Raw genomic sequence first — 16,922 nt, forward strand, 5'->3', positions numbered from 1 at the left:
CTATGAACACCCTTTCGAACCACCGTTTTCTCAAGATGAACGGCCTCGGCAACGAGATCACCGTGCTGGACCTGCGCGGCTCACCCCATATCGTGAGCGCTGCGGAAGCGCGCGCGATCGCGGCCGATCCACGCTCGCGCTTCGACCAGCTGATGGTGCTGCACGATCCGGTCTCCCCCGGGACGGATGCCTATATGCACATCTACAACACGGACGGCTCGGAATCCGGTGCCTGCGGCAACGGCACCCGCTGCGTCGCCTGGGCGATGGTGGCGGATTCGATCATGGGCCGTCCGACCCACGAGGACCTAGTGCTCGAAACCAAGGCCGGTCTGCTGCCGGTGACGCGCCTGTCCGACACGGTCTTCACCGTGGACATGGGCCCGCCGCGTCTGAGCTGGAACGAGATTCCCCTGCGCGATCCCGTTTCCGACACCCGCGCCATCGCGGTCGACACGCAGATCCCGGACCATCCCGAGTTGCAGGACCCGTCGGCTGTCAGCATGGGCAACCCGCATGCCATCTTCTGGGTGAAGGACGCACAATCCTACGACTTGGCCGCCATCGGCCCGAAATTTGAACACGACCCGGTCTTCCCCGAACGCGCCAACATTTCCTTCGCTGAAGTGGTGAACCCCGAACACATCGTGCTTCGCGTCTGGGAGCGCGGAGCAGGCGCCACCCGCGCCTGCGGCTCGGCCGCCTGCGCCACGCTCGTGGCAGCGGCACGCAAGGGAATGACAGGCCGCAAGGCCACGATCTCGCTTCCCGGCGGCGACCTCGTGATCGAATGGCGCGAGAGCGACGATCATGTGCTCATGACCGGCGAGACGGAGCTGGAGCACGAGGGCTTCTTCTCCCCTGCCCTGTTCGCGGGGGCAGCCTGATGAGCGTCGAAGTCGTCACCTTCGGCTGCCGGCTCAACACCTACGAGTCGGAGGCCATGCAGCGCCACGCGGAGGATGCGGGCCTCGGCGAGGTCGTCATCGTCAACACCTGCGCCGTCACCTCCGAGGCGACGCGTCAGGCGCGCCAGTCGATCCGCAAGATCGCGCGTGAAAAGCCCGATGCCCGCATCATCGTGACGGGCTGCGCCGCGCAAGTGGAGCCCGAGACCTTCGCCTCCATGCCGGAGGTTGCTCAGGTCGTCGGCAATCATGAGAAGATGAAGGCCGAGACCTGGGCCGGCATGCGCGATTTCGGCGTGGGTGCGACCGAAAAGGTTTTGGTCAACGACATCATGGCGGTGAAGGAAACGGCTGTGCATCTCATCGACGGCATGCGCGGACGCACGCGCGCCTTCGTGCAGGTGCAGAACGGCTGCGATCATCGCTGCACTTTCTGCATCATCCCGTATGGTCGCGGCAATTCCCGCTCAGTACCCATGGGCGCGGTGGTGGAGCAGGTGCGCAATCTCGTAGAGCACGGCTCGCGCGAGGTGGTGCTCACCGGCGTCGACATCACGAGCTACGGAAAAGATCTCCCGGGCGAGCCGAAGCTCGGTTCTCTTGTGAAGGGCCTGCTGCGCCACGTGCCGGAGCTGGAACGCCTTCGCATCTCCTCCATCGACTCCGTGGAGGCGGATCACGATCTCCTCGATGCGATTGCTAGCGAAAGCCGTCTGATGCCGCATCTGCATCTCTCGCTGCAGGCAGGCGACGACATGATCCTGAAGCGCATGAAGCGCCGTCATCTTCGCAATGACGCGATTGCCTTCTGCGAGCAGGTGAAGCGCCTTCGTCCCGACATGGTCTTCGGCGCCGACATCATCGCGGGTTTCCCGACGGAAACGGAAGAGATGTTCTCGCGCTCCCTCGACATCGTCGACGAGTGCAATCTCACGCATCTTCACGTCTTCCCCTTCTCAGCCCGTCCCGGCACGCCCGCCGCGCGCATGCCGCAGGTTCAGCGCGACATCGTGAAGGACCGCGCCCGACGCCTGCGCGAAAAAGGCGAGGCTGCGCTGGTGAAGCATCTTGGTGAAGAGGTGGGTGCTCGCCGCAATGTGCTGATCGAGACCAATCAGCTTGGCCGCACGGAAGGCTTTACGCTCGTGCGCTTCGCTGGCGAAGTGACGCCCGGCACGATCGTACCGGTCACCATTACCGGGCACGACGGAAAGGAATTGCTGGCGGCTTAAACTGCGCCACCGCAGGCCCTCACCCGCTCGCGCATATGCTCCGGCACCGGCGCTTTCACGAGAATCGGCGGCTTCTTCGGATAGAGCGGCACCGTGATGCTGCGGGCATGGAGATGCAGGCCCGGACCATTGAAACGCGGGGCCGTGCCGTAGATCGGATCGCCCAGGATCGGGAAGTTCATGGCCGCGCAATGGACGCGCAGCTGATGGGTGCGGCCCGTGATGGGGCGCAGTTCGAGCAGCGTGAGGCCTTCCGCGCGGCCCAGGACCCGCCATTTCGTCAGCGAAGGCTGGCCCTTCGGATCCACCTTCATCCACCAGCCGCGATCCGGCGATTTCGGCGCAAGCGGGAGATCGATCTCGCCTTCATCTCCGTGAGGCCCGCCCTCGACCACGGCCCAATAGACCTTGTCGACCTCGTTCTTGCGGAAAAGCTCGTTGAGGCGGGCGATGGCCTTCGGGTGGCGGCCCAGCACGAGACAGCCGGAGGTGTCCTTGTCGAGCCGATGTGCGACTTCAGGCCGCCGGGGCAGGCCGAAACGCAGGGCATCAAGGTGATGAAACAGGGTCTCCCCGCCCTTGGGGCCGGGATGCACCGGCAGACCGGCGGGTTTGTCGATCACGAGCATCAGGGCATCGCGATAGAGCAAACGGCTTACTATCTCTTCCGCATTCATGATGCCTCGGCTATCGAGGCACAGGCACTAAATCAAGCACCAGCGTTCACGAGGCAGCTAAGACCCATGGCCGAAACGAAGCCCGACAAGCCCGGATTCCTGTCCCGTCTCTTCGGGCGTAAGGCGGAGACTCAGCCTGAGACTCCTCCCCAGACGCCACAGGCAGGCGGCGAACCGGAGGCCATGCCCTCCCCGCCTGCCACGGGCGCGGATGATCTGACGGCTGCCCCGCCGACCGTCACCACGGCCTCTCCCGAGACGCCCGAGGAGCGCAAGGTCCCCGTCGAACTCGCCGGGGCCGATTTGCAGCCCGTCGAAGGCGTCGAGCCGGAAGGCGGCAATCCGAAGGAGCCGATCCCGCGCATCGAGACGGAGGCCGGACCGCAGCCGCGTCCCGATGTCGCCGAGGCTGACAAGTCCGTTGCAGCAGCCCCCGAAGCCAAGCCGGCACTGGCGGAGAAGCGGGGCTGGTGGCAGCGCCTGACGGAAGGCATGCGCCGCACCTCCTCGTCCCTGTCGGAGAGCGTCACTGGCCTCTTCACCAAGCGCAAGCTGGACGATGCCACGCTTCAGGATCTGGAGGATGCCCTGATCCAGGCCGATCTCGGCGTGCCCACCGCCATGCGCATCACGGAAGCGATCTCGGCCGGGCGCTACAACAAGGAGATCTCGCCGCAGGAGGTGCGCACCATCCTCGCGAGCGAAGTGGAGAAGACGCTGCAGCCCGTGGCCCATGCGCTGACCATCGATCGCGCGAAGAAGCCCTTCGTCATTCTCATGGTCGGCGTGAACGGCGCGGGCAAGACCACCACCATCGGCAAGCTCTCCCAAAAATTCCGGCAACAGGGTCTCAAAGTCATGCTGGCAGCGGGCGATACTTTCCGCGCTGCCGCTATCGAGCAGCTGAAGGTCTGGGGCGAGCGGGTCGGCGCGCCGGTCCTCGCCCGCGAGCAAGGCGCGGATGCGGCCGGTCTCGCCTATGATGCGCTTCAAGAAGCCAAGGCGAACGGCACCGACGTGCTGCTCATCGACACGGCAGGCCGACTGCAGAATAAGGCGGGCCTCATGGCCGAGCTCGAAAAGATCGTGCGCGTGATCAAGAAATTCGACGAGAGCGCCCCCCATGCCACGCTCCTCGTGCTCGATGCGACGGTCGGCCAGAACGCGGTGAGCCAAGTCGAGCTGTTCCAGAAGGCGGCGGGCGTCACGGGCCTCGTCATGACCAAGCTCGACGGCACTGCGCGCGGCGGCATCTTGGTGGCGCTCGCCGCCAAGTTCGGCCTGCCCGTCCACTTCATCGGCGTCGGCGAGGGCGTGGAGGACCTGGAGCCTTTCACCGCAGGGGATTTCGCCAAAGCCATTGCCGGGTTAGAAGCAACATCATGACCGACGAAAAGCGCCTCCCGCCTCTTCTCAAGCTCGCCCTCGAACTCGGGCCGCTCGCTCTCTTCTTTATCGCGAATGCCTATGCAGGCCGGTTCGGCTTTGCCGAGAACCAGCGCATCTTCGTGGCAACCGGTCTTTTCATTGGCGCGACATTGGTGGCGCTTGGCGTCTCATATGCACTTTTGCGCAAGCTGCCGATCATGCCGCTGGTCTCAGGATTCGTGGTGGTGGTGTTCGGTGGGCTCACGCTCTTCCTGCAGGATGAGACGTTCATCAAGCTCAAGCCCACCATCGTGAACACGATGTTCGGTGTGATCCTTCTCGGCGGCCTCTATTTCCGCAAGCCCCTGCTCGAGATCGTGCTCGACAGCGTGTTCGATCTCACTGAGGAAGGATGGCGCAAGCTCACGCTTCGCTGGGCGCTCTTCTTCTTCGCGCTCGCCGCGCTTAACGAGATCGTCTGGCGCACGCAGAGCACGGATTTCTGGGTGAGCTTCAAGGTCTTCGGCATCATGCCGCTCACCATCGCCTTCGCTCTCGCGCAGACGCCGCTTTTGTTGCGGCATGAAGCCAAGAAGACGGAAGAAGCGTAAGAACCCCGCGTCATCACCGGCCTTGTGCCGGTGATCCATGGCTCCATGGCTCCATCCCTCTGTCCTCATCCTGAGGAGCCGCTGAAAGCGGCGTCTTGAAGGATGGTCCTGTGCACTCTGAAAACGCCCTCGTCCTTCGAGACGGATCGCTCACGCGATCCTCCTCAGGATGAGGGCTGCGTGTCTCAAAAGCGAGATGGCCATGACGAGAGAGGACAAAGCCTCACTCCGCGGGCTTCAGCAAGACGACGTTGCGGGTGACGCCGCGCAGGGGCTCGTGCGCCACCTCGACCCAGGAACCTTCCTCGCCCGCCTCCTGCACCGTTTCCGCTGAGGCCAGCAGGTCGCAATCCGTGCTCTTCGTGGCCTGCTCGATGCGCGAGGCAATGTTGACCGTCTCGCCGACGACCGTGAATTCGAGGCGGCTCTCGTCACCCACCACGCCGCAAAAGACCTCGCCCGTGTGAATGCCGATGCCGACGCGCACGGGCGGATCGAACTGCCGCTTGATGTTCCAGCGCTCGATCAGGCGAAGCAATGTGCGTCCGCAGGCGAGCGCGCGGCGCGCATCGTCATCGCCTGCGCCCGGCACGCCGAAGAGGATCAGCGCGCCGTCGCCCGTGAACTTGTCGATGACGCCGCCATGGCGGCTTGCGGCTCTCAGCACACGACGGCGGAACGACGTAATGAACACGGCGAGCTGCGCCGGGTCCATGGTCTCGCCGAGAGACGTGGATGCGCGCATGTCCACGAACAGAATCGTGACGCGGGCACGCCGCCCTTGCCTCAACGATGCGAAAGCCTGTTCCGTGAGAACGGGTGCGAGCTCGCGCGGCAGATAGCGCGTGAGATTGACGCGCAAGGTGGTCTCGCGCACCGCTCGCTCCAGCAGCACGCGGCCTTGACGCGCCACGAGAACGAGGATCAGCGCGAGTGACAGGATCATGGCGAGGCGAACCAGGTTCGCCTGTTCGGAAAACACGGCGTTGATCTGTGACAGATCTTCCCGTCGCTCGTCAGGAGTCAATGCCTCGCCGCCGAAGGCGAGCAGCGACAGGCCCGCCACGTAGATGAGCGCGACCAGGATCTGCAGGCGCGGCTGATAGTGAATGGCGACTGCGGCAAGCGTGATGGGGACCACCCAGGCAACCGGAAAGACGGCAAACAACCCGCCAGGGATTCCTAAGCCCCAATGGCTGTAGGCGAGATTCCCGAGGACCAGCAGCGCATCGAGCACGGCGGTAAAAACGGGGAGCTGCTCCACCGCGATGCGTTTCGAGGCGAGCCAAGCGCTCCCCCAGCCTGAGACCCCGAAGAGAGCCAAGGTCATCTCCGCCGCGGTGATCTGCTTCGTGGCCATCGGATTCACAAGCTGAACACCATGGGCGGCGAGCAACACCGTCATGAGCAGAATGCCCGCGACGACCACGCGGACCATGCCGGCCCGCTGCAGGGCGCCCGTATCCGCCTCGCGGATCAGCCGGGTCGTTGCGTCGCTCAGTTCCCGTGAACCCCGCCGGTTGCGGAGGGAGACCCAGGCGGATCGGATGCGCGAAGAATGGTCCACGGGGTTCTTTTCGTTCTGGCTTATGGTTATCAACGGCAAGTGCCTGAAGACCGAGTTTGCTGGTCAAATCAGGCCAAAGATTGCCGCCAAAGGAATAAATGGCTCATGACCGAGACCTCTCAAGCCATCGAAATCTATGTGGATGCCGATGCCTGCCCTGTGAAGAACGAGGTCTACAAGGTTGCCGAGCGCCACCGGGTGAAGACCTTCGTGGTATCGAACAGCTTTCTCATGGTGCCGCAAAGCCCGCTGATCGAGCGCGTCGTGGTGAGCTCCGGCTTCGATGCGGCGGATGACTGGATCGCGGAGCGGGCGCGCCGCGGCGCCATCGTGATCACCGCCGATATCCCGCTGGCCCATCGCTGCGTGAGCGCAGGCGCGGACGTGATCGGCCCCACGGGCAAGCCCTTCACGGAGGCCTCCATCGGCATGGCGCTCGCCACGCGAAACCTCATGGAAGACCTGCGCGCCATGGGCGAAGTCACGGGTGGGCCGAAGCCGTTCTCGCAAAAGGACCGCTCGGCCTTTCTCTCAGGCCTCGATGTGGCGATCAACCGCCTCAAGCGCGCGGGATTTGGCTCAGGCGCTCCTTGAAGCCTGCAATATTTTCCGGCGTCAGCGGGCCGATATGCTTGTGGCGGATCATGCCGTCCGGGCCGACGATGAAGGTTTCCGGCACGCCGTAGACGCCCCAATCGATGGAGGCGCGGCCGTTCGGATCGACGCCGACGGCGGCGTAAGGATTGCCGAGCGCGCCGAGGAAGCGGCGGGCGTTGTCCGGATTGTCCTTCTGGTTGATGCCCACAAGGCGCACGGACGGGTCCTTCGCAAGTTCCACGAGCAGCGGATGCTCCTGTCGGCAGGGCGCACACCAGGAGGCCCACACATTCACGATGGTGACGCGACCCTTCAGGTCCTCATTGGAAAAGCCCGGCACGGGCTTGCCGTCGGCCATGAGGCCTTCGAGCGGCGCGAGGCTGAAGGTGGGCACCGGCTTGTTGAGAAGCGCAGAGGGGAGATCCGCGGGATTGCGGCCCGAGGTGAGTTGTACGAAGAACAGACCGGCCAGGATGACGAAAACGACGACTGGCAGGATGAAGATCAGCCGCGAGCGCGGTGCGGTTGCCTCAGCCACGGCGCGACCTCCGGCCGACGCCACGGGATTCGAGTTCGGCGAGCGCACGCACCTGCGCGCGATGGTCGATCACGGCGCGAAGGGTCAGGCCTGCGATCACGAGCGCCGTGAGGGCATAGGAAAAGACGATGAAGAAGGTATGCGTCATCAGGCAGCCTGGGCGTCGAGGCGCTCGGCCTCAAGGATTGTGAGCGTGCGCACGCGACGGCGCAGAATTTCCGTGCGGATGCCCGACAGATGCAGGGCAATCCCGATGAAGGTGAAGGCCAGCGCCATCACGAGCAGCGGCACGAGCATGGAGCTGTGGATCGTCGGGCCGCCGAGGCGGAACACCGAGGCCGGTTGGTGCAGCGTGTTCCACCAATCGACCGAGAACTTCACGATCGGCACGTTCACAGCACCGACAAGCGTGAGGATCGAAACGGCGCGCGCCGCGCGGTTCGGCTCTTCGATGGCGCGCCAGAGCGCGAGAATGCCGAGATAGATGAGCAGCATCACGAGCATGGAGGTCAGCCGCGCATCCCATTGCCAATAGGTGCCCCACATGGGCTTGCCCCAGAGCGAGCCGGTGACGAGGCAGATGAGGGTGAAGGCCGCGCCGATGGGCGCCGCCGCCTTCTGCGACACGTCGGCCAGCGGATGCCGCCACACGAGCGTGCCCAAGGCAGAGCTTGCCATGATCATGTAGAAGAACAGGGACAGCCAGGCCGCCGGCACGTGAATGTACATGATCTTCACCGTCTCGCCCTGCTGGTAATCGGCGGGCGCGACGAACCAGATCAGATAGAGGCCCAAGCCGAGCAGCAGCACGGCCAAGCCCGTGACCCAGGGCAGAAGGGTGCCGCTGAGATTCATGAAACGGGTGGGATTGGCAAGCTCACGGATCATACGCACGATGTAGCGGCCCTTAAGCACGCCTGCAACGAGGAGCGCTATCTAAGCTGAATAACGATTTCGCCAGAATGGCAGTTCTTTAGTCGCCAAGGACGCATTCCGGCAATCCGGTATTGTCCTTAAAACCCTCCCGGGCTTTGCCTTTCATTCGCCATGGGAAGGTCTATGGTCATCTGCATCATTGTTGCGGAGAAAACCATGCGTCTTTCTGCCTTCAGCCTGATGGCCCTGAGCCTCACCGTGCCAGAGATTGCGCAAGCGCAGGAGATGCTGTTTCGCCTGCCCGCTGCCTGCGAGGTTGGGCGCACCTGCTTCATTCAGCACTACGTGGATCACGACACATCCCCTGGATCCCAGGATTACCGCTGCGGGACGCTGACCTATGATGGGCATGACGGCACCGATATCCGCCTTCCGACCACGGCAGCGCAAAAAGCAGGAATCGACGTCCTGGCCGCAGCGGACGGCAAGGTTCTGCGCACCCGCGACAGCATGGAGGACATCTCCGTCTCCGGTCGAGGCCGCGAGTCGGTCGAGAACACCGAATGCGGGAACGGAGCCCTCGTCGATCACGGCCATGGCTGGCAGACCCAGTACTGCCACATGGCAAAAGACAGCCTTGCCGTAAAGCCCGGCGATACGGTGAAGGCCGGCGACAGGATCGGGCGGATCGGCCTGTCCGGCGCAACCGAGTTTCCGCATCTCCATTTCACTGTCCGCAAGGACGGCGAGGTGGTCGATCCCTTCACCTCCGGCCCCGCCAGCCAAGCCTGCGGAGCCGGGCAGCAAGCCTCGCTCTGGGAACCTTCGGTGCAGAGTGCCCTCGCCTATCAGGCCGGCAGCGTGCTGAACAAAGGATTTGCTCCGGGCCCGGTAACGATGGAGGCGATCGAATCGGGCGCTTCGGAACAGAACACGCCCACTACCTCCTCTCCTGCCCTCGTGGCCTTTGTGCGCGCCATCGGCCTGAAAGGCGGCGATGTGCAGGTCCTCACACTCTTCGATACCGACGGAAAACCGATTGCCCAGAACAAGGCCCCGCCGCTCGACCGCGACAAGGCGCAATGGATGATGTTCGCCGGCATCAAGCAGCCTGCAGGCGGCTTCCGGCCCGGCCTCTACCGCGCAATCTACCGCGTGGAGCGGGACGGTAAGCCCGCCATCGAGCAGGCCTTCGGGATTAGCTTGAGGCTGTAACGATAGGAGAAGGAAGTCCCTCGTGCACCGCGCGGCTGTCCGCTGGCGCCTCCTCGCGCTCGTTCAAGCCGTAATCGCGGATCACGCTCGCGACGCGCAGGCGATAGTCCCTGAAGGTCCCGGTACGACCCTGGCTTTGCGTGGCGCGATGGGAGGGCAGGTTGCGCCACGCCCGAACCGCCTCCTCGTCGCGCCAGAACGACAGCGACAGGAGCTTGCCCGGCTCGCTGAGGCTCTGAAAACGCTCGATGGAGATGAAGCCGTCCATCGCGAGCAGGTCAGAGCGCAGCGCCGCTGCGAGATCGAGATAGTGGTGCCGGCCATCCTCGCCGGCCGGCCAGACTTCGAAGATCACCGCGATCATGGCCGGACGAGCTCCGAATGGGGCACGGAGGCGAGCCGCAGGAAGATTCGGTCCTCTTGGCGGATGAACTGCTCCTTCTGAGCGAATTCGTAATTGGCACGACCCAATGGATCGTTCCTGAGGCGCTCGCGATAGGCCTCGTACTCGGCCAAGTTTTTGATGTTGTAGACGCCGTAGGCGACGGTGCTGGAGCCCTCGTGCGGTGCGTAATAGCCAATGAGATCGGCGCCGCAGCGGGGAATGGCCTGCCCCCAGGTGCGGGCATATTCCTCGAAGGCCGAAACTTTGAAGGGGTCGATTTCGTAGCGGATGAAGCAGGTGATCATCATTCGGCATCCTGGTTGATGTGCAACGCGATCCGTCTTAGCCGATTGTTCGACGCCAATGGTTCGGCTATGATCGAAGTATGAAAGAAGGTCCCGTCATCGCCCCCGTGGCCTCGCTTCTCGGCGATCCGGCCCGTGCCAATATTCTCACCGCCCTCATGGATGGGCGGGCACTGACAGTGAGCGAGCTGGCCGAGGCGGCCGGCGTCACGCTCCAGACGGCAAGCGGCCACTTGTCCAAACTCGAGGCGGCCAACCTGCTGATTGCGGAGAAACAGGGACGACACCGGTATTATCGCCTCTCGGGTCCGGACGTGGCCGAGGTCCTGGAAGCTCTGATGGGATTGGCCCAGCGCACAGGGGCAACGCGTGTGCGGACCGGCCCGAAGGATGCGGCGCTCAGATCGGCCCGCGCCTGTTACGATCACCTCGCCGGCGAACGGGGCGTGGCTCTGCTCAGGGGAGCCCAGCGGCAGGGCCTTATCGAAGACGGGCAGGATTTGGCCCTTACGACCAAGGGCCGCGCTTTCTTCGTCGCGTTCGGAATCGATCTGGCAGCATTGGAAAAGGGGCGTCGCCCTGTCTGCCGCGCCTGCCTCGATTGGAGCGAAAGGCGCAGCCATCTCGGCGGCGCCCTAGGCGCAGCATTGCTCTCCCGAATGATCGAGAGACAATGGGTCCGACGCGAGTCCGGGCGCGTGCTGACTTTCACCTGCGAAGGCGCAGACGCATTCAACGCGGCGTTTGGCCCGGCGGCCTGCTGAGCGCCGTCTTACTCCCCCGACCGCAACGCCGCTGCCGCACCGACCGTGCCGACGACCGCGGCAATCAGAGACAATGCGATGAGAATCAGGAACGGCGTCGCAAAGGGCACAGTCCCGCCCAAAGCCGCATTCGCCGCGGAGACGCCGAAGATCAGGGTTGGAATCATGAAGGGCAGCACCAGGATTGCGAGGATCAGGCCGCCGCGCCGCAGCGAGGCCGTGAGCGCCGCGCCTACCGCGCCGATGAAGGTGAGCGCGGGCGTGCCGACGAGCAGGGTCGCCACCATGGCGAGCATGCCCTCGGGCGAGAGCGCCACGAGGAGACCGAAGAGCGGCGTGGCAACCGCGAGCGGCAGGCCGGTTGTGAGCCAATAGGCCACCACTTTTGCGAGAACGATCAGCTCAAGCGGGGCGGGCGAGAGACGCAGCAGTTCTAGCGAGCCGTCCTCCTGGTCTGCCTGGAACAGCCGGTCGAGGCCGATCAGCGTCGCGAGCAAGGCCGCGATCCAAAGAATCGCCGGGCCGATTCGCGACAGCAGGTTGAGATCGGGGCCGAGCGCGAAGGGAATCAGCGTCACGATCATCAGGAAGAAGATGAGCCCCATCACGCCGGAGCCGCCCACGCGCGCGGCGAGTTTCAGGTCGCGGAGCAGGAGTGCGCGGAAGGAGCGGGTCACGGCACGTCTCCCTCGATCCGGGCGGATTGGCGCTCGATCCGGATCTCTTTCGGTTCGGAGAGAAACAGCGGCGAGTGGGTCGTGGCGGCGATCATGCCGCCTTGTGCGCGGTGATTCTCCAGGAGTTGGCGAAGGGTCTCCTGCGAGGCGGTGTCGAGCGCCGAGGTCGGCTCGTCGAGGAGCCACAAGGGGCGATGCGCCACGAGAAGGCGGGCCAATGCCACGCGATGGCGCTGCCCCGCCGAGAGATAGCCCACCGGCAAACGAGCCGCATGGGCAAGACCCACGGCCTCCAGCGCCTCACGGGCGGACAAGGCGGGGTCGCCCAGGAAGTCACGGGCGAAGTCCAGGTTCTCCTGGGCCGTCAGCGCGCTTTTGAGCGCATCCCGATGGCCGACGTAATGAAGGCATTCGGTGAGGCTGCGCTCACCCGCTCCTTCCCAGATGATCTTTCCGCCGGCGGGATGGAGACGCCCGGCGAGCAGCTCCAGCAGGGTCGACTTCCCGGCCCCGTTGCGCCCGGTGATCACCAGGGCCTCACCGGACAGAAGGGTGAACGACACGCCCGCGAAGATCCGGCGCCCACCTCGGTCACAGGCCAAATTGTTAACGCTCAGACGCAAACTCGTCCCCTACTTTGGGAGCACTGCCCTCTTTGCACCCCAGAACCGTTCTAAACCGTGTAGCGGGATGGTTGGAAATGATCTATAGCACCCTCGGCTGCGCCGCGCGCCAAGGCGTCCAATCCGCCTCGCGCGCTTTTCCCCTGTCCGGGCGCCCCCGGAGCGGCGCGCGCTTTTCGCGCTTTCGGCCGAACAAACTGTTCGTTCGTAACCCAATGCACGCGAGGATTCGCCGTGACGCTCAACAACAGCTTCAATGCTCGCCAGACACTCCATGTCGGTGACAAGACCTATACCTACTACTCCCTCGTCGAGGCCGAGAAGAACGGTCTCACCGGCGCCTCGAAGCTGCCCTTCTCCATGAAGGTGCTGCTCGAGAACCTGCTCCGCTACGAGGATGGCCGCACGGTCACCAAGGCCGACATCCAGGCCGTGGCCGCTTGGCTCCACAATAAGGGCAAGGACGAAAAGGAAATCGCCTATCGTCCCGCCCGCGTCCTGATGCAGGACTTCACCGGCGTTCCGGCCGTGGTGGATCTCGCCGCCATGCGCGACGCCATGAAGAGCCTCGGCGGCGATCCGCGCAAGATCAACCCGCTCGTGCCCGTCGATCTCGTGATCGACCACTCGGTGATCGTGGACGAGTTCGGCACCCCGAAGGCCTTCGACCGCAACGTGGAGCTGGAATACCAGCGCAACGGTGAGCGCTACCGCTTCCTCAAATGGGGCCAGACCGCATTCGAGAACTTTTCCGTCGTTCCTCCCGGCACCGGCATCTGCCACCAGGTGAATCTGGAGTTCCTTTCGCAGACCGTGTGGACCCGCAAGGACGCCGGCAGCGGTGAGGAAGTGGCCTATCCGGACACCCTCGTCGGAACCGATTCGCATACCACCATGGTCAACGGCCTCGCCGTTCTCGGCTGGGGCGTGGGCGGCATCGAGGCTGAGGCCGCCATGCTCGGCCAGCCGGTCTCCATGCTGATCCCCGAAGTCATCGGCTTCAAGCTGACCGGCAAGCTGAAGGAAGGCGTGACCGCCACCGACCTGGTGCTCACCGTCACCCAGATGCTGCGCAAGAAGGGCGTCGTCGGCAAGTTCGTGGAATTCTACGGCCCGGGCCTCAACGACATGTCGGTGGCCGACCGTTCCACCATCGGCAACATGGCTCCGGAATACGGCGCGACCTGCGGCTTCTTCCCCGTCGACCAGAAAACCATCGATTATCTTCGCACGACCAGCCGTACGGACGAGCGCGTGGCCCTCGTCGAGGCCTACGCCAAGGCCCAGGGCATGTGGCGCACGGCCGAGACGCCGGACCCGGTCTTCACCGATACCCTCGAGCTCGACCTCGGCGACGTGGTTCCCTCGCTCGCCGGCCCCAAGCGTCCGCAGGACCGCGTGACTCTCGACACCTCCAAGACCGAGTTCCTCGGCGCCATGGAGAAGGAGTTCCGTAAAGCGCAGGAAATCGGCAAGCGCGTGAAGGTGGAAGGCGCCAACTACGATCTCGGCCACGGCGACGTGGTGATCGCGGCGATCACCTCCTGCACCAACACCTCGAACCCGAGCGTGATGATCGGCGCAGGCATTCTCGCCCGCAATGCCGTGAAGAAGGGCCTGAAATCAAAGCCGTGGGTGAAGACATCGCTCGCGCCCGGATCGCAGATCGTCGAGGAGTACTTCAAGAAGGCCGGTCTTCAGGAGAGCCTGGACGCCCTGGGCTTCAACCTCGTCGGCTTCGGCTGCACCACCTGCATCGGCAACTCGGGTCCGCTGCCGGAGAACATCTCGAAGGCGATCAACGACAACGACCTCGTGGCCGTGTCGGTGCTCTCAGGGAATCGCAACTTCGAAGGCCGCGTGAATCCCGACGTGCGCGCGAACTACCTCGCTTCGCCTCCGCTGGTGGTGGCTTATGCGCTCGCCGGCTCCATGCTCGTGGATCTCACGAAGGATCCGCTCGGCTTAGGCTCGGATGGTCAGCCGGTGTACCTGAAGGATATCTGGCCGTCTTCGACGGAAGTGCAGGAGTTCATCGACCGCACGATCACGAGCGAGCTGTTCAAGACCCGCTACTCGGACGTGTTCGCCGGTGACGCCAACTGGAAAAAGGTCACCTTCGAGCCGGGCCTCACCTATGAGTGGCCGCCTGGTTCGACCTATGTGCAGAACCCGCCTTACTTTGAAGGCATGACCAAGGAGCCGAAGCCGGTCACGGATATCGTGAACGCCCGCATCCTCGGCCTCTTCCAGGACTCGATCACCACCGACCACATCTCGCCTGCGGGCAACATCCGCGCCGCCTCGCCGGCCGGTGAGTACCTGCAGTCGCATCAGGTCCGCGTTGCCGACTTCAACCAGTACGGCACCCGTCGCGGCAACCACGAGGTCATGATGCGCGGCACCTTCGCCAACATCCGCATCAAGAACCAGATGGTGAAGGATGAGAGCGGCCATGTGGTCGAGGGCGGCTACACCATCCACCAGCCCTCCGGCGAGCGGATGTTCATCTACGACGCCGCCATGCGCTACAAGGACGAGGGTGTTCCGCTCGTCGTTCTCGCAGGCAAGGAATACGGCACCGGCTCGTCCCGCGACTGGGCGGCCAAGGGCACGAGCCTGCTCGGCATCCGCGCCGTCATCGCCGAGAGCTTCGAGCGCATCCACCGCTCGAACCTGGTCGGCATGGGCGTGGCTCCCTTCGTGTTCGAAGGCGACACCTCCTGGGCGTCGCTGGGCCTGAAGGGCGATGAGACCATCACCATCAAGGGCCTTGCCGGCGACCTGAAGCCACGTCAGCGGATGGAGCTGGAGATCACCTCCGCCGACGGCACCGTGAAGCGCGTTCCGGTGATCTGCCGCATCGATACGTTCGAGGAAGTCGAGTACTTCCGCAACGGCGGCATCCTTCAATACGTCCTGCGCCAGCTCGCAGCGTAAAGCGTAAAACAAACCGCCCGCTCTTCGGACGAGGAGCGGGCGCACCGAACAGAAGCCCCGGGTGATTCAGCGATCACCCGGGGCTTTTCTGAGATGACGATGGAATCGTTGTAGGCTTTCCCCGTTGGCAAAGAGTCACGTACCGCTGCGCAGCAGGTGGAATACTATTGGTCCATCGCGTTCATGCCCTGCGGCTGCTCCAAAGGAGCTTGCGGCGTTTTGGCCGGTGCCCCGATGCACCTTATTTGGACTAAATAAAGCCACGCTTTGCCGATTTGGCTCTTCGCGCTTATTAACGCCCCATTAACCATAATCCGGCGAAGCTGTTTTCATTGCTTCTCAAGACATTGCCGCGAGCCATGAGCGACCTTCTCGTCAGTATCCGTCACGCCAAGCCCGATGATGCCCCAGCCCTTTCCAGGGTGTTCGATGCCGCATGGCGCGAAGCCTATCTCGGCATCATCCCCGGCGTGATCCTCGACAAGATGTTTGCCCGCCGCGGCGAGCGCTGGTGGCGCTCCACCGTGACCCGAGGCCGGCCCCTCGTGGTGCTGGACATCGGCCAGGGGATTGCCGGTTATGCGTCCTACGGCCGCTGCCGCGACCGGTCGCTGCCGGCGGACGGCGAGATCGATGAGATTTATCTCCTGCCGGAATATCAGGGGATCGGGCTTGGGCGGCGGCTGTTCAAGGCGGTTCTCAACGATCTGCGTCACAGCGACATGCCCCGGGTGGCCGTGTGGGCCTTGGCCGAGAATGAGCGCGCCTGCGCCTTCTATGAGGGACTTGGCGGGCGCAGCATCGCCCAGGTGAAGGAGAGAATCGGCGGCACCCCCCTTGCCAAAGTCGCCTATCTCTTTCGCTAAAAACCCCTTTTTGCTTCTTGTTGCGGGCGCGTAGTCCGGCTAGGAAGCGCCCAAGCCTCAGCGAGCGGCATCCAGATCCGTCAAGCCTGACCGCTCCGGGGCTTCCTTTTGCTGCATTGATCAGTGAAGAAGCATTGCCTTCACTGAGACAATGTCTCGAGCCTTGTTCCGGAGAACAGTTCCATGCGCCTTGACGCGATCCCGACTGGAAAGAACCCGCCTGAGGACGTGAACGTCGTCATCGAAGTGCCGCTCGGCGGCGAGCCCATCAAATACGAGATGGATAAGGAGTCGGGCACGCTCTTCGTTGATCGCTTCCTCTATACCGCCATGCGGTATCCCGGGAATTATGGCTTCATCCCGCACACGCTGTCCGGCGACGGTGATCCGTGCGACGTGCTCATCGCCAATACCCGCGCCATCGCACCTGGCGCCGTCATGAACGTGCGTCCCGTCGGCGTGCTCGTGATGGAGGACGACGGCGGCCAAGACGAGAAGATCATCGCGGTCCCGTCGAGCAAGCTCACCCAGCGCTACGACCGGGTGCAGAACCATACCGACCTGCCGGAAATCACCCTCAAGCAGATCGAGCACTTCTTCGAGCATTACAAGGATCTCGAGCCCGGCAAGTGGGCCAAGATCATCCGCTGGGGCGACGCAGCCGAAGCCCGCCGCCTCATCGTCGAAGGCATCGAGCGCGCCAAGAAGAAGTAAGCTCCTGAAATCGAAATGGCCGGAGGAGGCTCCGGCCATTGCATCTTGAAAGTCCGGTT

At 63.9% G+C, this 16,922-nt stretch carries 19 protein-coding genes; 10 read left to right on the forward strand and 9 right to left on the reverse strand.

Translation table 11 applies throughout. The annotated features are described in order from the left end of the window. Positions 1-2: 2 nt before the first annotated feature. Together dapF and mtaB are read left to right on the forward strand one after the other, a co-directional pair. The gene (dapF, locus tag ACUXUR_RS05045; protein ID WP_445501238.1) at positions 3-887 is read left to right on the forward strand and encodes a diaminopimelate epimerase; all 885 of its coding nucleotides are present in this window, start codon (positions 3-5) and stop codon (positions 885-887) included. Beyond that, the gene (gene mtaB / locus ACUXUR_RS05050) at positions 887-2,140 is read left to right on the forward strand and encodes a tRNA (N(6)-L-threonylcarbamoyladenosine(37)-C(2))-methylthiotransferase MtaB (RefSeq protein WP_445501239.1); all 1,254 of its coding nucleotides are present in this window, start codon (positions 887-889) and stop codon (positions 2,138-2,140) included. The genes dapF and mtaB overlap by 1 nt, the downstream gene beginning before the upstream one ends. Here mtaB and ACUXUR_RS05055 read toward each other — a convergent pair. Next, positions 2,137-2,817 carry an RluA family pseudouridine synthase gene (locus ACUXUR_RS05055; protein WP_445501240.1) on the reverse strand — a complete coding sequence of 227 codons (681 nt, stop codon included), beginning with the start codon at positions 2,815-2,817 and terminating at the stop codon, positions 2,137-2,139. The genes mtaB and ACUXUR_RS05055 overlap by 4 nt on opposite strands. A 66-nt stretch (positions 2,818-2,883) precedes the next feature. On the opposite strand from ACUXUR_RS05055, the gene ftsY reads away from it, so the two are divergent. Both ftsY and ACUXUR_RS05065 read left to right on the forward strand, forming a co-directional pair. Next, positions 2,884-4,203, forward strand: coding sequence for a signal recognition particle-docking protein FtsY (ftsY, locus tag ACUXUR_RS05060; protein WP_445501241.1), 1,320 nt, complete (start codon positions 2,884-2,886; stop codon positions 4,201-4,203). After that, positions 4,200-4,796, forward strand: a complete 597-nt coding sequence (locus tag ACUXUR_RS05065; protein WP_445501242.1) for a septation protein A — start codon at positions 4,200-4,202, stop codon at positions 4,794-4,796. Before ftsY ends, ACUXUR_RS05065 begins: the two co-directional genes overlap by 4 nt. A gap of 223 nt (positions 4,797-5,019) precedes the next feature. Here ACUXUR_RS05065 and ACUXUR_RS05070 read toward each other — a convergent pair whose 3' ends face one another. Continuing rightward, positions 5,020-6,363 (reverse strand): adenylate/guanylate cyclase domain-containing protein, encoded by a 1,344-nt coding sequence (locus ACUXUR_RS05070; protein ID WP_445501243.1) that lies wholly within the window; start codon positions 6,361-6,363, stop codon positions 5,020-5,022. A 105-nt stretch (positions 6,364-6,468) separates the two neighbouring features. Between ACUXUR_RS05070 and ACUXUR_RS05075 the strand changes: the two genes are divergently transcribed. Beyond that, positions 6,469-6,957 (forward strand): YaiI/YqxD family protein, encoded by a 489-nt coding sequence (locus tag ACUXUR_RS05075; RefSeq protein WP_445501244.1) that lies wholly within the window; start codon positions 6,469-6,471, stop codon positions 6,955-6,957. Here the strand turns inward: ACUXUR_RS05075 and ACUXUR_RS05080 are convergent. Genes ACUXUR_RS05080 through ACUXUR_RS05090 form a run of 3 tightly spaced genes read right to left on the reverse strand, consistent with a single transcriptional unit; the run spans position 6,923 to position 8,386 of the window. Continuing rightward, entirely contained in the window at positions 6,923-7,498 is a 576-nt protein-coding gene (locus ACUXUR_RS05080; RefSeq protein ID WP_445501245.1) for a DsbE family thiol:disulfide interchange protein, read from the reverse strand. The two genes, ACUXUR_RS05075 and ACUXUR_RS05080, sit on opposite strands and share 35 nt — an antisense overlap. After that, positions 7,491-7,646 (reverse strand): heme exporter protein CcmD, encoded by a 156-nt coding sequence (ccmD, locus tag ACUXUR_RS05085; protein ID WP_445501246.1) that lies wholly within the window; start codon positions 7,644-7,646, stop codon positions 7,491-7,493. The genes ACUXUR_RS05080 and ccmD overlap by 8 nt, the downstream gene beginning before the upstream one ends. Further along, entirely contained in the window at positions 7,646-8,386 is a 741-nt protein-coding gene (locus tag ACUXUR_RS05090; protein ID WP_445501278.1) for a heme ABC transporter permease, read from the reverse strand. The genes ccmD and ACUXUR_RS05090 overlap by 1 nt, the downstream gene beginning before the upstream one ends. A 204-nt stretch (positions 8,387-8,590) precedes the next feature. Between ACUXUR_RS05090 and ACUXUR_RS05095 the strand changes: the two genes are divergently transcribed. Next, complete coding sequence (locus tag ACUXUR_RS05095; protein ID WP_445501247.1) at positions 8,591-9,589, forward strand: M23 family metallopeptidase; 999 nt, start codon at positions 8,591-8,593, stop codon at positions 9,587-9,589. Here the strand turns inward: ACUXUR_RS05095 and ACUXUR_RS05100 are convergent. Both ACUXUR_RS05100 and ACUXUR_RS05105 read right to left on the reverse strand, forming a co-directional pair. Further along, positions 9,573-9,953 (reverse strand): antibiotic biosynthesis monooxygenase family protein, encoded by a 381-nt coding sequence (locus ACUXUR_RS05100; RefSeq protein WP_445501248.1) that lies wholly within the window; start codon positions 9,951-9,953, stop codon positions 9,573-9,575. The genes ACUXUR_RS05095 and ACUXUR_RS05100 overlap by 17 nt on opposite strands. Next, complete coding sequence (locus ACUXUR_RS05105) at positions 9,950-10,279, reverse strand: NIPSNAP family protein (RefSeq protein ID WP_445501279.1); 330 nt, start codon at positions 10,277-10,279, stop codon at positions 9,950-9,952. Before ACUXUR_RS05105 ends, ACUXUR_RS05100 begins: the two co-directional genes overlap by 4 nt. A gap of 80 nt (positions 10,280-10,359) precedes the next feature. On the opposite strand from ACUXUR_RS05105, the gene ACUXUR_RS05110 reads away from it, so the two are divergent. Beyond that, positions 10,360-11,043, forward strand: coding sequence for an ArsR/SmtB family transcription factor (locus tag ACUXUR_RS05110; protein ID WP_445501249.1), 684 nt, complete (start codon positions 10,360-10,362; stop codon positions 11,041-11,043). Positions 11,044-11,051: 8 nt separating this feature from the next. Here the strand turns inward: ACUXUR_RS05110 and ccmB are convergent, their stop codons facing one another. Then, positions 11,052-11,720 (reverse strand): heme exporter protein CcmB, encoded by a 669-nt coding sequence (ccmB, locus tag ACUXUR_RS05115; RefSeq protein ID WP_445501250.1) that lies wholly within the window; start codon positions 11,718-11,720, stop codon positions 11,052-11,054. Continuing rightward, a complete protein-coding gene (gene ccmA, locus ACUXUR_RS05120; RefSeq protein WP_445501251.1) occupies positions 11,717-12,343 on the reverse strand; it encodes a heme ABC exporter ATP-binding protein CcmA in 627 nt (208 codons plus the stop codon). The genes ccmB and ccmA overlap by 4 nt, the downstream gene beginning before the upstream one ends. 234 nt (positions 12,344-12,577) lie before the next feature. On the opposite strand from ccmA, the gene acnA reads away from it, so the two are divergent. The 3 genes from acnA (at position 12,578) to ppa (ending at position 16,863) form a co-directional block, all read left to right on the forward strand. Next, a complete protein-coding gene (acnA, locus tag ACUXUR_RS05125; protein WP_445501252.1) occupies positions 12,578-15,283 on the forward strand; it encodes an aconitate hydratase AcnA in 2,706 nt (901 codons plus the stop codon). Between the two features lie 359 nt (positions 15,284-15,642). Beyond that, complete coding sequence (locus ACUXUR_RS05130; RefSeq protein WP_445501253.1) at positions 15,643-16,149, forward strand: GNAT family N-acetyltransferase; 507 nt, start codon at positions 15,643-15,645, stop codon at positions 16,147-16,149. Between the two features lie 183 nt (positions 16,150-16,332). Continuing rightward, entirely contained in the window at positions 16,333-16,863 is a 531-nt protein-coding gene (ppa, locus tag ACUXUR_RS05135; RefSeq protein ID WP_047192514.1) for an inorganic diphosphatase, read from the forward strand. The last annotated feature ends 59 nt before the right edge of the window (positions 16,864-16,922 follow it).

This window comes from Microvirga medicaginis (assembly GCF_052658925.1).